Origin of the sequence: Halomonas sp. SL1, from assembly GCF_003030865.2 — a bacterium.
GTDB classification, from domain to species: domain Bacteria; phylum Pseudomonadota; class Gammaproteobacteria; order Pseudomonadales; family Halomonadaceae; genus Halomonas; species Halomonas halophila.
In genome coordinates, this window is the sequence record NZ_PYUQ02000010.1 from 79,773 (window position 1) to 94,808 (window position 15,036).

At 69.3% G+C, this 15,036-nt stretch carries 15 protein-coding genes and 2 tRNA genes; 4 read left to right on the plus strand and 13 right to left on the minus strand.

What is annotated here, in order from left to right:
• Positions 1-66 precede the first annotated feature (66 nt).
• Positions 67-786 carry a tRNA (N6-threonylcarbamoyladenosine(37)-N6)-methyltransferase TrmO gene (gene tsaA / locus C9J49_RS04075; protein WP_046078250.1) on the plus strand — a complete coding sequence of 240 codons (720 nt, stop codon included), beginning with the start codon at positions 67-69 and terminating at the stop codon, positions 784-786.
• Between the two features lie 211 nt (positions 787-997).
• Here the strand turns inward: tsaA and purC are convergent, their stop codons facing one another.
• From purC to dapA, 4 genes are all read right to left on the minus strand, one after another.
• The gene (gene purC / locus C9J49_RS04080; RefSeq protein ID WP_035597543.1) at positions 998-1,711 is read right to left on the minus strand and encodes a phosphoribosylaminoimidazolesuccinocarboxamide synthase; all 714 of its coding nucleotides are present in this window, start codon (positions 1,709-1,711) and stop codon (positions 998-1,000) included.
• 41 nt (positions 1,712-1,752) lie between these two features.
• Positions 1,753-2,538, minus strand: a complete 786-nt coding sequence (locus tag C9J49_RS04085) for an MBL fold metallo-hydrolase (RefSeq protein WP_035597545.1) — start codon at positions 2,536-2,538, stop codon at positions 1,753-1,755.
• The gene (locus C9J49_RS04090) at positions 2,538-3,497 is read right to left on the minus strand and encodes an outer membrane protein assembly factor BamC (RefSeq protein ID WP_258393765.1); all 960 of its coding nucleotides are present in this window, start codon (positions 3,495-3,497) and stop codon (positions 2,538-2,540) included. The genes C9J49_RS04085 and C9J49_RS04090 overlap by 1 nt, the downstream gene beginning before the upstream one ends.
• 74 nt (positions 3,498-3,571) lie before the next feature.
• On the minus strand, positions 3,572-4,456 hold the full coding sequence (gene dapA / locus C9J49_RS04095) for a 4-hydroxy-tetrahydrodipicolinate synthase (protein WP_035597551.1): 885 nt from the start codon (positions 4,454-4,456) through the stop codon (positions 3,572-3,574).
• A gap of 192 nt (positions 4,457-4,648) precedes the next feature.
• Here dapA and C9J49_RS04100 point away from each other — a divergent pair, with 192 nt between their 5' ends.
• Positions 4,649-5,140, plus strand: coding sequence for a peroxiredoxin (locus tag C9J49_RS04100; RefSeq protein WP_046078252.1), 492 nt, complete (start codon positions 4,649-4,651; stop codon positions 5,138-5,140).
• Positions 5,141-5,182: 42 nt separating this feature from the next.
• Here C9J49_RS04100 and C9J49_RS04105 read toward each other — a convergent pair whose 3' ends face one another.
• Both C9J49_RS04105 and C9J49_RS04110 read right to left on the minus strand, forming a co-directional pair.
• Positions 5,183-6,295 carry an AI-2E family transporter gene (locus tag C9J49_RS04105; RefSeq protein ID WP_035597556.1) on the minus strand — a complete coding sequence of 371 codons (1,113 nt, stop codon included), beginning with the start codon at positions 6,293-6,295 and terminating at the stop codon, positions 5,183-5,185.
• Positions 6,292-6,540: a sulfurtransferase TusA family protein gene (locus tag C9J49_RS04110; RefSeq protein WP_035597558.1), complete on the minus strand. Its 249-nt coding sequence runs from the start codon at positions 6,538-6,540 to the stop codon at positions 6,292-6,294. The genes C9J49_RS04105 and C9J49_RS04110 overlap by 4 nt, the downstream gene beginning before the upstream one ends.
• Before the next feature lie 132 nt (positions 6,541-6,672).
• Between C9J49_RS04110 and C9J49_RS04115 the strand changes: the two genes are divergently transcribed.
• The gene (locus tag C9J49_RS04115) at positions 6,673-8,184 is read left to right on the plus strand and encodes a M48 family metalloprotease (protein ID WP_107181539.1); all 1,512 of its coding nucleotides are present in this window, start codon (positions 6,673-6,675) and stop codon (positions 8,182-8,184) included.
• A 111-nt stretch (positions 8,185-8,295) separates the two neighbouring features.
• Here C9J49_RS04115 and nadA read toward each other — a convergent pair whose 3' ends face one another.
• From nadA to C9J49_RS04150, 7 genes are all read right to left on the minus strand, one after another.
• Positions 8,296-9,324, minus strand: a complete 1,029-nt coding sequence (gene nadA / locus C9J49_RS04120; protein ID WP_046078254.1) for a quinolinate synthase NadA — start codon at positions 9,322-9,324, stop codon at positions 8,296-8,298.
• Between the two features lie 277 nt (positions 9,325-9,601).
• Positions 9,602-9,677, minus strand: a tRNA-Lys gene (locus tag C9J49_RS04125).
• Positions 9,678-9,718: 41 nt separating this feature from the next.
• Positions 9,719-9,794 (minus strand) — tRNA-Lys (locus tag C9J49_RS04130).
• A gap of 107 nt (positions 9,795-9,901) precedes the next feature.
• The gene (rluB, locus tag C9J49_RS04135) at positions 9,902-10,753 is read right to left on the minus strand and encodes a 23S rRNA pseudouridine(2605) synthase RluB (RefSeq protein WP_035597563.1); all 852 of its coding nucleotides are present in this window, start codon (positions 10,751-10,753) and stop codon (positions 9,902-9,904) included.
• On the minus strand, positions 10,753-11,688 hold the full coding sequence (gene scpB, locus C9J49_RS04140; RefSeq protein WP_107181540.1) for an SMC-Scp complex subunit ScpB: 936 nt from the start codon (positions 11,686-11,688) through the stop codon (positions 10,753-10,755). The genes rluB and scpB overlap by 1 nt, the downstream gene beginning before the upstream one ends.
• Entirely contained in the window at positions 11,685-12,683 is a 999-nt protein-coding gene (locus tag C9J49_RS04145) for a ScpA family protein (protein WP_035597568.1), read from the minus strand. Before C9J49_RS04145 ends, scpB begins: the two co-directional genes overlap by 4 nt.
• A gap of 86 nt (positions 12,684-12,769) precedes the next feature.
• Complete coding sequence (locus C9J49_RS04150) at positions 12,770-14,578, minus strand: DEAD/DEAH box helicase (RefSeq protein ID WP_107181541.1); 1,809 nt, start codon at positions 14,576-14,578, stop codon at positions 12,770-12,772.
• 154 nt (positions 14,579-14,732) lie between these two features.
• Between C9J49_RS04150 and C9J49_RS04155 the strand changes: the two genes are divergently transcribed.
• Positions 14,733-14,945, plus strand: a complete 213-nt coding sequence (locus C9J49_RS04155; protein WP_035597573.1) for a zinc ribbon domain-containing protein — start codon at positions 14,733-14,735, stop codon at positions 14,943-14,945.
• Positions 14,946-15,036 lie beyond the last annotated feature (91 nt).

Sequence of the window (15,036 nt, forward strand, 5' to 3'; positions counted from 1 at the left end):
TGCCGCCGCGCCAATGCCCATGGCAGGGGCGGCGCATCATCGCCCCGGCGACCCGCGGACGCGCGCATGAACGAGACGCCCCGAACCTTCGACCTGACGCCCATCGGACGCATCGAGAGCGACTACCCCGACAAGTTCGGCATTCCCCGCCAGCCGGGGCTGGCCGACGCCGCCCGGGCCAGCCTGGTGCTGACGCCCCCCCACGACGATCCGCTGGCGGTGCGCGGCCTGGAGGCCTTCAGCCACCTGTGGGTGACCTTCGTCTTCCACCTGAGCCCCGAACGCTGGACGCCGCTGGTGCGGCCGCCGCGCCTGGGTGGCAACGCGAAAGTGGGCGTGTTCGCCAGCCGCAGCACCCACCGCCCCAACCGCCTGGGGCTGTCGCTGGTCGAGCTCGAGGGCATCGACACCGACGACGGCGTGCGCCTGCGGCTGCGCGGCGCCGACCTGGTCGACGGCACCCCGGTGCTCGACATCAAGCCCTACCTGCCCTGGGCGGAATCGCGCCCCGAGGCCCGGGCCGGCTTCGCCCCCGAGGCGCCGAGCGCCCTGCCCGTGCGCCTGACGCCGATGGCCGAGGCGGCGCTGGCCGCCCGCCCCGACGGCGCCTCGCTGCGCGCACTGATCCAGCAGGTGCTGGCCCAGGACCCACGCCCCGCCTATCGCCGCGGCGCCGAGGAACGCATCTACGGCGTGCGGCTGCGCGACGTCGACGTGCGCTTCCAAGCCCTCGCCAGTGAGACCGGCGAGACAGCACTGGAGGTCGTCGAGATCGTGGCGGCGTAGAGGCAGAGAGCAGGAACACAGGCTTTCATGGGGTCAGACCCCGGCCAGGCCATCCTGCCTGTGGTCGCGCACCTCGCCTGCCGCGGCGAGACCGCCGGGGTCTGACCCCATGACGGCACCACTCCGGCGCGCATCTCGCCTATGCCGAGTGCCGGATGTCAGAAACGACGAAGGGCCCCGCAGGGCCCTTCGTTCGGCATGGCAGACGTCTTCAAGAGAAGTCGACGCCGATCCGCTTGCCCACCTCTTCGTAGGCCTCGATCACGCCGCCCAGCCCCTGGCGGAAGCGGTCCTTGTCCAGCTTCTCGCGGGTCTCGGCGTCCCACAGGCGGCAGCCGTCCGGGGAGAACTCGTCGCCCAGCACGATCCGGCCCTGGAACACGCCGAACTCGAGCTTGTAGTCCACCAGCAGCAGGTCGCCGGCGGCGAACAGCGCCTTGAGCACCTCGTTGACGCGAAAGGTCAGCGCCTTCATCTCGGCCAGCTGCTCCGGGGTCGCCCAGCCGAAGGTCTCGGCCAGCGACTCGTTGATCATCGGGTCATGCAGGGCGTCGTTCTTGAGGAACAGCTCGAAGGTCGGCGGATTCAGCTCGCTGCCCTCTTCCACGCCGAGGCGCTTGACCAGGCCCCCGGCGGCGATGTTGCGCACCACGCACTCGACCGGAAGCATGTCCATGTTCTTGACCACGCACTCGTTGTCGCCGAGCAGGCCCTCGAAGTGGGTCGGGATGCCGGCTTCCTCGAGCTTGCCCATGATGAAGGCATTGAAGCGGTTGTTGACCTTGCCCTTGCGCTCCAGCGACTCCATGCGCTCGCCGTCGAAGGCGCTGGTGTCGTCGCGGAAGTGCAAGATCAGGCGATCCGGGTCATCGGTGGCGAAGACGGACTTGGCCTTGCCGGCATAGAGTTCTTGGCGCTTTTCCATGGGAGCCTCCACAGGCAACAGTCAGATGGAATTCTGGAATCTCAGGTGATCGCCTGCCAGTCCAGCCCCTGATCCTGGGCCGCCACCGTCAGGCGCGAATCGTCGCCGTCGAGCAGTGGCACCAGGGCCTCCAGGGCCAGCTCGGGGCGATTGTTGTGTTCGGAAAGGTGCGAGCAGACGATGCGCTGCAGGCCGTCCAGCCCCAGCCGCCGCAGCAGCCAGGCGGACTGGGCGTTGGCCAGGTGTCCCCACTGGCCGCCGACCCGGCGCTTGAGACTCGGCGGGTAGGGGCCGGTCTCCAGCAGATGGACGTCGTGGTTGCACTCCAGCACCAGGGCGTCGCAGCCGCGGAAGGCCTCGACCACGTGCTCGCTGGGATGGCCCAGATCGGTGAGCAGGCCCAGGCGGCGACCGGCGGCGGCCAGCCGGAACTGCACCGGCTCCCGGGCGTCGTGGGGCACCGTGACCGGGTCGATCTCGATGCCCTTCACGGCGAAGCGCGCCTGGGGGGTGATCCAGTGCCGGTGCGGCACCTCGCCGAGCTTGCCCGACAGCCAGGTGCCGGGCGTGAGATAGACCGGCACCTTGTGACGCCGCGCCAGCGGACCGACCCCGCGGATGTGATCGCCGTGCTCGTGGGTGACGAGCACGGCATCGAGCTGGCGAGGATGGAGGTCGAAGCGCGCCAGGCGACGCTCGGTCTCCCTGAGACCGAAGCCGCAGTCGATCAGCAGGCGCGTCTCGCCATCGCTGACCAGGGTGGCATTGCCCTTGCTGCCGCTGCCGAGCGAGGCGAACTGCAGCCGCCGCGTCGCGACCTCCGTCATCAGCCCAGCAGGCCCGCCACCCGCTCGAGCAGCTCGCGACGATCCTCGTCGGACAGCTCGCGGTCGTCGGCGGAATCGGCCTTCAGCACGGCACTCTGCGGCCCCGAGGCCTCGAGCGACAGGCGAATGCGCTGGGGGTCCGCCCCGCCGAAGCTGGTCAGGGTGTCCCAGATTCCCTCGCTGCGAGCGCTGAGCGTCAGGTAGTCGACCAGGAAGGTGCGGGCCTCGGCATCCTGCTCCAGCAGCTCGCGACGCTCTTGCACCGCGAAGTCCGCCTCGAGCTGGTAGCTCAGCTCGGCCCAGGTGCGATCCACGCCATAGGGCAGCTCCAGGCGCCATTCACCGCCGGACCGGGTGAGCAGCGGATTGGCCTGATCACCGGGGCGCTGGACCGCCAGCGAGGAGGCGCTGGCGGTGGCACCACGGGCCTCGAAGCGACGCTGCAGGGCGCGCAGGCAGCGCTGCTGGGGCGAACCGCCCTGCTCGCAGCGCAGCTCGCTGGCCCCCTGCTGCAGGCCGGGCCGGACGCTGAGCCGCGCCTGATCGGTGACCAGCAGGCCGCGGTTGGCGTCGCGCTGGACGACCGTGAGGCCACGCTCGGCCACGAAGTCCTCGAGCTCGGACCAGACGACGCTGGGTGCGGCGCCGATCACCAGCCAGCGCTGGCCGGCCGCCTCACGCAGCGCCACGCCGCCGGCCTGCACGCCGCTCCCGGCGCCCAGGGCGCGAGGCGGCGGCACGCGAAAGTCCTCACCCTGTGAGACGAAGCTGCCCTGCGCTTCGGGAACCGGCATGGCATTGCCGAAGCGGCGGTCGTCGCGGGCATCGGGCAGCACCAGGGGGGCGCTCGACTCGGCGTCGACGTAGTCGGTGCCACGGTCGTCGTAGTAGCCGTCGCGGGCACAGCCGGCCAGGGCCAGCGCCGCCACCAGCGGCATCCATTTCAGCGCAGAGCTCATGCGTCCACCTTGCTCAAGTTGTCCAGGTCGCGGCGTCTCGCGCCGCGTCAGTCGTCACTCTCGGTTCGTCGACCTCAGTCGTCGATCACGCCGGCCAGCTGCAGGGCCTCGCTGACGGTGGAGTGGTACTTCTCGGAGAGCCAGGTCAGCGGCAGACGGATGCCCGCCTCGGCCAGCCCCATGCGATTCAGCGCCCACTTGACGGGAATCGGGTTGGCCTCGATGCCAAGATTGGTGTGCAGCGGCATCAGACGGGTGTTGATCTGGTGCGCCTTCTCCGAGTCGCCGGCCACCGCCGCGGCGCACAGCTCGTGCATGGCGCGGGGGGCCACGTTGGCGGTCACCGAGATGTCGCCGTGGCCGCCCATCAGCATGAAGTCGCAGGCGGTACCGTCATCGCCGGAGTAGAGCATGAAGCCGCTGCCCTTGAGGCGAGCGATCAGGTCCTCGGCGCGCTCCAGGTTGCCGGTGGCATCCTTGAGGCCGACGATGTTGTCCACCTCGGCCAGGCGCAGCACGGTCTCGTTGTAGAGATCGGAGCAGGTGCGGCCGGGCACGTTGTAGAGGATCACCGGCAGGTTGCTGCCCTCGGCGACGGCCTTGAAGTGCTGGTAGAGGCCTTCCTGGGTCGGCTTGTTGTAGTAGGGGCACACGGACAGGCAGTAGTCCGCCCCCACTTCACTGGCATAGCGCGCCAGCTCGACCGCCTCGGAGGTGGCGTTGGCGCCGGTACCGGCGATGACCGGCACCCGGCCACCGACCTCTTCCACCACCGCGCGGATGACGTCGAAGTGCTCGGCGAACGACATGGTGGTCGGCTCGCCGGTGGTGCCCGCCGCGACGATGGCGTCGGTGCCATTGTCCAGATGGAAATGGACCAGGGCCCGCAGGGCTTCCCAGTCGATATCGCCGTTGACCTTCATCGGTGTCGCCAGCGCGACGATGCTACCCGTGATCATCCTCGTCTTGTCCTCTCGCTGCCTGCCGGCGACCGCAGGGCTCGGCCGCCAAGAAAAACCCACCCTCGCCCGTGGGCGCGATGCCAGGGGCCAAATGGTACTCAGGGCTCGAGAGCCTGTACAGCGGCGACTTTACAGTCGCCAGCGGGTTGCGTGTAATCATGACGTTCATTCCCCGATTGGAGCCCCATCATGAGCGTCAGCCTCGGTCAGCCGGTGCCCGACTTCACCGCCACCGCCACCGGCGATACCACCCTCAGCCTCTCGGAACTGCGCGGCCGCCAGGTGGTGATCTACTTCTACCCCAAGGCCAGCACTCCGGGCTGCACCACCGAGGGCGGCGACTTCCGCGACCGCAAGGACGCCTTCGACGCCGCCAACACCGTGATCGTCGGCGTTTCCCGGGACGGCATCCGCGCCCAGGAGAACTTCAAGGCCAAGCAGGACTTCAACTTCACGCTGCTGTCCGACAAGGACGAGGCGGTGTGCCAGCTGTTCGACGTGATCAAGCTCAAGAAGCTCTACGGCAAGGAACACCTGGGGATCGAGCGCAGCACCTTCCTGATCGACGCCGAGGGCAGGCTCGCCCGGGAGTGGCGCAAGGTGAAGGTCAAGGGCCACGTGGACGAGGTCCTCGAGGCCGCCCAGGCCCTTCACGCCGGCGAACCGGCAGCGAGCGAGTAAGCCAGGCGAACGCGCCGTCCCGGCCGGGACGGCGCAGCGCTGTCAGGCCTCGTCGGCGCCGTTCGGGGCGTGGTGGGCGGCCTCTTCCTGGCGATGCTGCTGAATGCCCCGCGGCCAGGCATACACCAGCGCCTTGAGCAGGGTCGCCAGCGGGATGGCGAAAAAGATGCCCCAGAAGCCCCACACGCCGCCGAAGAACAGCACCGCCAGAATGATCGACACCGGATGCAGGTTGACTGCTTCGGAGAACAGCACCGGCACCAGCACGTTGCCGTCCAGCGCCTGGATCACCCCGTAGGCGATCAGCACGTAGAGGAACTGGTCGCCGACGCCGAAGTGGAAGCCGGCCACCGCCGCCACCGGCACCGTCGCCACCGCGGCGCCGATGTAGGGCACCAGCACCGACAGCCCCACCAGCACGCCGAGCAGCGCCGAATAGGGCAGCCCGAAGAAGGCGAAGGTGAAGAAGGCCACGCCGCCGACGATCACGATCTCGGTGACCTTGCCGCGCACGTAGTTGGCGATCTGGGCATCCATCTCCTGCCATACCCGGGTCATCAGCCCCCGCCGGCGCGGCAGCAATGACACCGCGAAACCCACCAGCCGGTCGCGGTCCTTGAGCATGAAGAACACCAGGATCGGCACCAGCACCAGGTACACGATCAGCCCCACGATGTTGCCCAGCGAGGCCAGCGACAGCGTCAGCGCCCGCTGGCCGAGCTGGGTCACCTCGCGGCCCGCCATCCCCACCCAGTCCTGGATCTGGGCCGGCGTCACCAGGTCGGGATAGCGGGTCTGGAGATCGGCGAGCAGCTGCTGGCCGCTGGCGAACATGCGCGGCGTCTCCTGAAGCAGGTTGACCAGCTGGGTCCAGATCAGCGGCAGCAGCACCAGCGCCATGGCCAGCACCACGCCGACGAAGCCCAGATAGACCAGCATCACCGCCAGGAAGTGCGGTACCCGTCGCCGGGTCAGGGCATTCACCCCGCCCTGCAGCAGGAAGGCGATGACCAGCGCGGTAAGGAAGGGCGCCAGCATCTGGCCCAGCCAGATCACCACCGCGAAGCCCAGCACCAGGACCACCAGCAGGATCACCGCCTCTTCGTCGGAGAGATAGTGATCGACCCAGCCGCGCAGCAGCGAACGCAGCGTCATGAGGAGGCCTCCCCGCCCTTGCGAATCCAGTAGTGATAGACCTCGCCCCGCTCCTCGCGGGCCGGCATCTCATGGGCGCTCTGGGCGATGAAGGTCTCGAAGTCGCGCCAGGAACCGGCATCGGTGGCCATCACTTCCAGCACCTGGTCGGGCGCCAGGCGCGACAGCGCCTGCTTGGCCTTGAGCAGAGGCAACGGACAGGAAAGCCCTCTGGCATCGAGGACGTCGTCGGGTTGCACAGCCATGTCGTCTCCCGCGAGAATGCCTGAAGCCGTCGCGCTCATCGTCGCGAACGGCATGAATGCCTGCGATTTAAAGGCACTTTCCCCGCTGAATCAATGTCGGAGGGAACACCCCCAAGCGCCCGACGACCGAGGATGGCCATGCTGCGTCGCCCCCTGCCCTGCCTGACCGCCATCACCCTGAGCCTGGCACTGAGCGCCCCGACCGCCGGCCAGGCGCTGTCGCTCGAGCTGCCGGATCAGGCCGCGTCACCCTCGACCTTCGACGACTCGCCGACCTTCGAGCTGCCGAGCCTGACCCAACGTGACACCCAGGCGGTCAGCGGCGAGGAAACACGGCTCGGCCGCGCCTGGCTGCGCCAGTTCCGTGCCCACGCCCCGCTGTGGCAGGACCCGCTCGCCGAGCACTACCTCTCCTCGCTGGTGGCCAGGCTGTTGCCCTACAGCCAGGTCGGCGGCATCGACCCGGTCATCACCCTGGTCGCCAGCGAGCGGCTCAACGCCTTCGCCGTGCCCGGCGGGGTGATCGGCGTCAATGCCGGGCTGTTCGCCTTCGCCCAGGGCGAGGGGCCGCTGGCCTCGGTGCTGGCCCACGAGCTCGGCCATCTCTCGCAGAACCACTACGCCCGCGGCCAGCGGCGCGCCGAACAGACACGCCTCCCGGCCATGGCCGCCATGCTCGCAGGCATGCTGCTCGCCGCCGGCGGCGGCGGTGACGCCGGCATCGCCGCCGCCATGGGCTCCCAGGCCGCCCTGTTCCAGGACCAGCTGGCCTACTCGCGACGCTTCGAACGCGAGGCCGACCGCCTGGGGCTGCAGACGCTGGCCAACGCGGGCTACGATCCGCAGGCCATGGTCGAGATGTTCCGCGCCATGCAGCAGATGGCGGCCCTGCAGGGCGGGCAACCGCCGGAATTCCTGCTGACCCACCCGGTCTCCGAATCACGCATCAGCGACGCCCAGGCGCGGGTCGCCCAGCTGCCGGCCGGCGACAACCGCCGCGATGACACCGAATACCAGATGGTCCGCGCCCGGGCCCTGCTCGCCATCCACGACCAGGAACCGCGACAGGCGCTGACGCGGCTGCAGCGCGACGACGCCCCACCCGCGGCCCGCCGCTACGTCACGGCGCTGATCGACGCCCAGGAAGGCAGGACCGACGCGGCGCTCTCCACCCTCGAGGCCCTGGCAGCACAGTGGCCGGACCTGGCCCTGCTCCCGGCCACCGCCGCCGAGGTCGCCCTCGACGCCGGCCGGGTGGACGACGCCATCCGCCGCAGCCGCCACCAGCTGCGACTGATGCCCGGCTACGCGCCGGCGGGCCTGCTGCTGGGCGAGGCCCTGCTGCAGCGCGATCCCGGCGAGGCCTACCGCGTGCTGCGCGAACTGGCCGCCCGCCAGCCGGAGAACCCCCAGGTCTTCACCCTGCTGGCCGAGGCCGCCGGACGCAGCGGCCACCGCGCCTGGGGGCATCTCGCCCGAGCCGAGCAGCTGCAGCTGACCGGCCGCATCGACCGCGGCATCGAACAGCTGGAGGTCGCGAGCGACATCGCCAAGATCGAGGGCGACCCCAATACCCTGGCCCGCGTCGAGCAGCGCCGCGAGGCCTTCGTCGGCTACCGGGAGACGATGGAGAAGTTCAAGTAGCCGGAAGCTGGAAGACAGGGCAAAACGCAACGCCCCTGGACGCGCGTCCGGGGGCGTTTTTTCTTCCAGCGTCCAGGCACGAAGCGCCGCTCTTCAAGCGCCGGGCGACGCCTAGCGATTGAACTCGAGCATCCGCGTGAGCGGCTTGAGCGCGGCCCGGCGCAGCTCGTCGCCGACCTGGATCTCGCCCGTGCCCTCGCGCAGCGCACCGGCCAGGTTGTCCAGGGCGTTCATCGCCATCCACGGGCAATGGGCGCAGCTGCGGCAGGTGGCGCCGTTGCCGGCGGTGGGCGCCTCGAACAGGGTCTTCTCGGGCACCGCCTGCTGCATCTTGAAGAAGATGCCGCGGTCGGTGGCCACTATCAACTCCTCGTTGGGCAGCTCCTTGGCGGCCTTGATCAGCTGGGAGGTGGAGCCCGCCACGTCGGCCAGCTCGACCACCGAGGACGGCGACTCGGGGTGCACCAGCACCGCGGCGTCCGGGTACAGGCCCTTGAGGTCCTCGACGCCCTTGGCCTTGAACTCCTCGTGGACGATGCAGGCACCGTCCCACAGCAGCATGTCGGCGCCGGTCTGCTTCTGGATGTAGCCGCCGAGGTGCTTGTCCGGCGCCCACAGGATCTTCTCGCCGCGGGCCTGGAGGTGTTCGATCACCTCCACCGCGATCGACGAGGTCACGACCCAGTCGGCGCGCGCCTTCACCGCCGCCGAGGTGTTGGCGTAGACCACCACGGTGCGATCGGGATGCTGGTCGCAGAAGGCACTGAACTCGTCGGCCGGGCAGCCCACGTCCAGCGAGCAGGTCGCCTCGAGCGTCGGCATCAGCACGCGCTTCTCCGGCGACAGGATCTTGGCCGTCTCGCCCATGAAGCGCACGCCGGCCACCACCAGGGTGTCGGCCGGATGACGGGCGCCGAAGCGAGCCATCTCGAGGGAATCCGCCACGCAGCCGCCGGTTTCCTCGGCCAGCTGCTGAATGGCGTCATCGGTGTAGTAGTGAGCCACCAGGACGGCGTTGTTGGCCTCGAGCAGACGCTTGATCTCCTCGATGCGGGCTTCGTCCTCGGCGGGAATGCGCGTGGGGCAATAGGAACGCGCCAGCTGCTCTCGCAGCTCGGCACGGGAAGTCATGATCGTCATCGTGTCTACCACTGTGACCGGCAGGGGCTCCCCCTGCATTGCACCAGGTGCCGACACGCGTGCGCTCCGCACGCCGCGACACACCGTGGGTCAACCGCGGCGTCTTCCGCCCTGGCCAACCCGCCTTCATTCTAGCCGGAATACGCGCCGAACGCGTCCTGCAAGACGAAAGGACAGTCGTCGAGCATGACGCCGTCCCGCCGCCCTTGCAAGGCGCGCCACCGACCGGGCGCGCACGAAAAACGCCCCTGCCTCAGGGAGGCAGGGGCGTCGAATCTGGTGGGTCGTGTAGGATTCGAACCTACGACCAATTGGTTAAAAGCCAACTGCTCTACCAACTGAGCTAACGACCCATGATGCATGGCGGCTCAGTCGCCATGAATCCAGGTTCGGTTGGTGGGTCGTGTAGGATTCGAACCTACGACCAATTGGTTAAAAGCCAACTGCTCTACCAACTGAGCTAACGACCCTTCCGAACGGGTGCAGATAATACGGATATGCCCCCGGCATGGCAAGCGCTTTTTCACCTTTAGGCGAATTTTCTCGCCTGCCGGGGCGGGCAGGCCCGCGCGCCTTGCTAACGACGCGACTTGGGCTTGCGCATCGCCTGCACCGGACGACGCTTGTTCTTGTCGCGGCTCCAGCGGTTCTTCTCGTCCGGGGTCAGCTCAGGCACCTTGCGCGCCGGCAGCCCGGCCATGCCGGCGAGGTCGTCGATCTCCTCCTGGGAGAGCTCGACCCATTCGCTGGCCTTGGCCCGCTTGTCGAGGAAGATGTTGCCGTAGCGCACCCGCTTGAGGCGGCTGACGGTCAGCCCCTGGGATTCCCACAGGCGGCGCACCTCGCGGTTGCGGCCCTCCATGATCACCACGTGGAACCAGGTGTTGATGCCCTCGCCGCCGAACTCCTGCACGTCGGTGAAACGCGCCGGACCGTCGTCGAGCATCACGCCCTCGACCATCGCCGTGACGTGGGACTGCTGGACGTCGCCCATCACCCGCACGGCGTACTCGCGCTCGATCTGGGTCGAGGGGTGCATCAGCCGGTTGGCCAGCTCGCCGTCGGTGGTGAACAGCAGCAGGCCACTGGTGTTGATGTCGAGGCGGCCGATGGCGATCCAGCGCTCGCCCTTGAGGCGCGGCAGGCGATCGAACACGGTGCGCCGCCCTTCCGGATCCTTGCGGGTGCACAGCTCGCCCTCGGGCTTGTTGTACATGATCACCCGCCGCGGCACCTCCTCGGCGGCGCGCAGCGTCACCGGGCGGTCGTCGAGGGCGACCTTGTCGCGGGGCTCGATGCGGTCGCCCAGGGTCGCCACCTGGCCGTTGACCTTGACCCGGCCGTCGGCGATGGCCGCTTCCATCTCGCGGCGCGAGCCCATGCCGGCCCGGGCCAGGACCTTCTGCAGTTTCTCGGTGGTGGTGCTCATCAGTCGTCAGTCTCGCTGGTAGTGGATTCCGCCCCCGGGGCAGCGTCATCGTCGACGCGGCCCCGGGCACGTTCGGACAGGCGGGCTTCGAGATCGGCGAAGCTCAGGCCTGTCCGCTCGGACGCCGTCCCGGCGTGGTCATCGTCGGCCGTCCCGGCCGTCGTCTCGCCGACCGCGGGCTCGGAAGCCTCGGCGGCGGTCGTCTCTTCATGGGGGGCGTCGCGGGTGGCAGTGTCGGCGCGATCGTCCGTTTCCGCCACTTCCTCATGATTTTTTTCGTCCTGCGCCCGTGCCTCGTCCTGGCCCGCCTCGTCTTCATCGACGGGCTCGTCCGCCTGGGCCAGCAGGTCGTGCTGGGGCGGCGGCGGCGTGTCCTCGAGGGTCTGCTCCGCCTCCTCGAAGCCCTTGAGCTCGTGCATCGGCGGCAGCTCGTCGAGGGTCTTGAGGCCGAAGTCGTCGAGGAAGCTGCGGGTGGTGGCGTAGACCGCCGGGCGACCCGGCACGTCGCGATGCCCCACCACCCGCACCCAGCCGCGCTCGACCAGGGTGCGCATGATCTGGCCGCTGACGGTGACGCCGCGCACCTCCTCGATGTCGCCGCGGGTCACCGGCTGGCGATAGGCGATCAGCGCCAGGGTCTCGAGCAGCGCCCGGGAATAGCGCTGCGGGCGCTCGTCCCACAGCCGCGAGACCCAGTTCGAGAGCCGCGGCCGGATGCGTAGCTGGTAGCCCGAGGCCGTTTCCAGCAGCTCCATGGCGCCGCGCTGGTGACGCGCCTCCAGGCGCCCCAGGGCCTCGCGCAGGGCGCGCCGGGGCGGCAGCTCATGGTCGTCGAACAGGTTCTCCAGACGCTCCAGCGACAGCGGCTCGCCGGCGGCGAGCAGCGCGGCCTCGAGGATCTCGTCCAGGGCATCGGGGATTTCCATGGCGGTCATGGCGACTCGCTCCCTTGGTCGTCGTCATCCGCGAAGGGGCTCTCCCCTTCTGGCTCGTCGTCAGCGTAGGCGTCTTCTTCTGCCTCGTCGTCCTGCGGACCGCCCCGGGCACGCACGTGTATCGGCGACAGCGGTGCGTTCTGCACGATCTCGATCATCGACTCCTTGGCCAGCTCGAGGATCGCCATGAAGGTCACCACCACCCCGGCGCGACCCTCCTCGAGGGTGAACAGCGCCTCGAAGGCGGTGTAGCGCTCGAAGTCGAGCCGCTCCATGATCGCCAGCATGCGCTCCCGGGTGGAGAGCGTCTCGCGGCTCACCTGGTGCGCCTGGTTGAGCTCGGCGCGACGCAGGATGCCGGCCAGGGCGCCGAGCAGCTCGTCGAGCTCGACGTCGGGATGCACCACCCGGCTCTCCAGCGGCGGCAGCGCCGCCCGGGCCGGGAACCAGTCACGCCCCAGCCGCGGCAGCTCGGCCAACGCCTCGGCGGCGTTCTTGAGCCGCTCGTACTCCTGCAGGCGGCGGATCAGCTCGGCGCGTGGGTCTTCCTCGTCCTCGTCGCCGCCTTCCTTCGGCGGCTTGGGCAGCAGGGTGCGCGACTTGATCTCGGCCAGCATCGCCGCCATCAGCAGGTACTCGCCGGCCAGCTCGATCTCCATCGCCTTCATCAGCTCCACGTACTCGATGTACTGGTGGGTGATGGCGGCCACGTCGATGGCCAGGATGTCCAGGTTCTGGCGCCGGATCAGGTACAGCAGCAGGTCGAGCGGCCCCTCGAAGGCCTCGAGGAAGACCTTGAGCGCCTCCGGCGGGATGTAGAGATCCTCCGGCAGCTCGGTGATCGGCTCGTCGAACAGCCGGCCCAGCACCGCGGCGCTCTGGCTGAGCGCCTGCGCCTCGGCGTCGCTCGCCCCGGCCCCCTCGGCGACGGTCGGGTCGGCGGGGGACCCCGGGGCGTCGTCGGGTGTCTCGGTGGACGGGGGCGTCTCGCTCACGCGGGGCAGGCCTCCGGTAGCTGGTGGGGCGGCGAATGATCGACCGCACAGTCTACCAAGCGGCGAGGATCAGGGTAAGCCGTGACTCATCCCGCTTCGGCGGCGAGGCGATAGCGGCCGGTGTAGTCGAACAGCTTGCGCCGCACCTGCCAGTGGCGGCCGGCCTTGCGGCCGATCACGAAGTCCGGGGCGCGCAGGCGGTGCTGTTCGGCGACCACCTCCTCCGGCGTGGTCGGCGACCAGCGAGTGCCGGGGGCCCGCAGGTGCTCGCGCAGGAAGGCCGCGGCGAAGGCGCCGCGCTGGGCCGGCGTCTCCAGGGCGAACCATTCGGCCAGGGTGGCGCCGTCCTCGTCGTGGTAGACGACCTTGAGCCGCGGCAGGCCGCGGCCGTTGACGGTGGCCTCGAGCTGCATGCCCGAGACGCGCAGTACCCGGGCGTCGCGAAGCTTGAGCGCCTCGCGCAGCTTGTCGTCGGCGTCCACCAGCAGCGACTCGCAGCCGTGGCAGCGCCGCGCCGCGGTGTCGTTCTCGGCGCCGCACTGATCGCAGACCTTGAAGCGGAAACGGAAGCTGCACTGCTGCCTCTTGCCGGCGCCCGATGCCATGCCATCCCCGCCCTCTTCCTCCACCAGCCCCTGACAGCGGCGACCGAAGTGCTCGATGACGATCTCGCCGTCGCGCCGGCCCCAGAACAGGTTGGCGTGGCCGCACTGCGGGCACTCGACCTGCACCGGCTCGGTGTCGCCGGCGGGCCTGGGGCTGCCCACCTCGGGGGCGTAGAGATCCCAGGGATTGCCGGCGTAGTCGAGGATCAGGCAGTCGCGCTTGCCCGGCGCCAGGCGCAGGCCGCGGCCGACGATCTGCTGGTAGAGGCCCACCGATTCGGTGGGCCGCAGGATGGCGATCAGGTCCACGTGGGGCGCGTCGAAGCCGGTGGTCAGCACCGCCACGTTGACCAGGTACTTGAGCTCGCGAGCCTTGAAGGCCTGGATGATTGCCTCGCGCTCGGCGGCGGGGGTGGCGCCGGTGATCAGTGCCGCCTCGTCGGCGGGCAGGTAACCCATGATCTCCTCGGCGTGGGCCACGGTGGCGGCGAACAGCATCACCCCGGCGCGCTCGGCGGCGTGGGCGATCACCTCCTCGAGGATCGCCGGCGTCGCCCGGTTGCCGGCCGCCACCCGGTTCAGCTCCGCCTCCTGGAACAGGCCGCCGCTGCCGGGCGCGAGGGCCGAGAAGTCGTAGCGCTCCACGGCGGCATCGACCAGCCGCGGCTCGGCCAGATAGCCCTGCTTGACCATCAGCCGCAGCGGCTGCTCGAACACGCAGTCGCGGAAGAAGCAGTCGTCGTCGCCGCGCACCATGCCGTGATAGTGACGGTGATAGAGGAAGCCCTGGCCCAGCCGGTACGGCGTGGCGGTCAGGCCCAGCACCTTGAGCCGCGGATTGCGCTCGCGCAGATGGGCGATGACCCGCCGATAGCTGGAATCCTCGTCCAGCGACACCCGATGACACTCGTCGATGACCAGCAGCGTGAAGGCACCCTGCCCTTCGCAAGGCGAGCCGAAGCCGTCGAGGTTCCTCACCACCGACTGCACCGAGCCGAACACCACCTGGCGGCCGCTTTCCTTGCGGCCCAGGCCGGCGCTGAAGATATCGGCCTCGAGGCCGTAGGCCTGGTACTTGGCGTGGTTCTGCTCGACCAGCTCGCGCACGTGGGCGAGTACCAGCACCCGGCCGCGGGCCAGGCGCGCCAGCTCGGCGATCACCAGCGACTTGCCGCTGCCGGTGGGCAGCACCACCACGGCGGGGTCGTCGCCGGCGCGGAAGTGCTCGACCACGCGGGTCACCGCCTGCTGCTGGTAGGGGCGCAGGCTGGGCGGAGCGGTTTCGGTCATGACGGGCCTCTCAACGATGCAGGCGCCATCTTAACGAGCGCGCGGGTCCGCGTCAGCGCGAAGCGTCGTTCCAGCGTGAGACTTGACCCGGACAGGCTCTGCCATGCTATCTAGGAGACATGTCACCTTCCTCGTCGACACAGGAGAGTCGCCCATGAAAGTGAAGACCAGCCCCGAGTGCCCGAAGTGCGGCAGCCGCATGAAACGACTGCCTCCGGGGCGTCAGGACCAGTACCACGTCTACTGCGATGACTGCGGCCACGACTTCGGCCGCTACGACTACCTGCAGGCCCAGTTCAAGCACCTGCTCGACGACGTGGAAGCCCATCTCAAGGAGCAGGAGCGCTCCGGCGACGACGCTTCCTGACCTGATCCGCCACCGACGGCGACCCCGCAAACGACGACGCCCGGGCCAGTGAACTGACCCCCAATCGTTGGACGGTTGGTTCTCTTAACCG

Bases quoted from the DNA above. Each gene is read 5' to 3' on its own strand.
- tsaA (WP_046078250.1), top strand. From the start codon at position 67: ATGAACGAGACGCCCCGAACCTTCGACCTGACGCCCATCGGACGCATC.
- purC (WP_035597543.1), bottom strand. From the start codon at position 1,711: ATGGAAAAGCGCCAAGAACTCTATGCCGGCAAGGCCAAGTCCGTCTTC.
- C9J49_RS04085 (WP_035597545.1), bottom strand. From the start codon at position 2,538: ATGACGGAGGTCGCGACGCGGCGGCTGCAGTTCGCCTCGCTCGGCAGC.
- C9J49_RS04090 (WP_258393765.1), bottom strand. From the start codon at position 3,497: ATGAGCTCTGCGCTGAAATGGATGCCGCTGGTGGCGGCGCTGGCCCTG.
- dapA (WP_035597551.1), bottom strand. From the start codon at position 4,456: ATGATCACGGGTAGCATCGTCGCGCTGGCGACACCGATGAAGGTCAAC.
- C9J49_RS04100 (WP_046078252.1), top strand. From the start codon at position 4,649: ATGAGCGTCAGCCTCGGTCAGCCGGTGCCCGACTTCACCGCCACCGCC.
- C9J49_RS04105 (WP_035597556.1), bottom strand. From the start codon at position 6,295: ATGACGCTGCGTTCGCTGCTGCGCGGCTGGGTCGATCACTATCTCTCC.
- C9J49_RS04110 (WP_035597558.1), bottom strand. From the start codon at position 6,540: ATGGCTGTGCAACCCGACGACGTCCTCGATGCCAGAGGGCTTTCCTGT.
- C9J49_RS04115 (WP_107181539.1), top strand. From the start codon at position 6,673: ATGGCCATGCTGCGTCGCCCCCTGCCCTGCCTGACCGCCATCACCCTG.
- nadA (WP_046078254.1), bottom strand. From the start codon at position 9,324: ATGACGATCATGACTTCCCGTGCCGAGCTGCGAGAGCAGCTGGCGCGT.
- rluB (WP_035597563.1), bottom strand. From the start codon at position 10,753: ATGAGCACCACCACCGAGAAACTGCAGAAGGTCCTGGCCCGGGCCGGC.
- scpB (WP_107181540.1), bottom strand. From the start codon at position 11,688: ATGACCGCCATGGAAATCCCCGATGCCCTGGACGAGATCCTCGAGGCC.
- C9J49_RS04150 (WP_107181541.1), bottom strand. From the start codon at position 14,578: ATGACCGAAACCGCTCCGCCCAGCCTGCGCCCCTACCAGCAGCAGGCG.
- C9J49_RS04155 (WP_035597573.1), top strand. From the start codon at position 14,733: ATGAAAGTGAAGACCAGCCCCGAGTGCCCGAAGTGCGGCAGCCGCATG.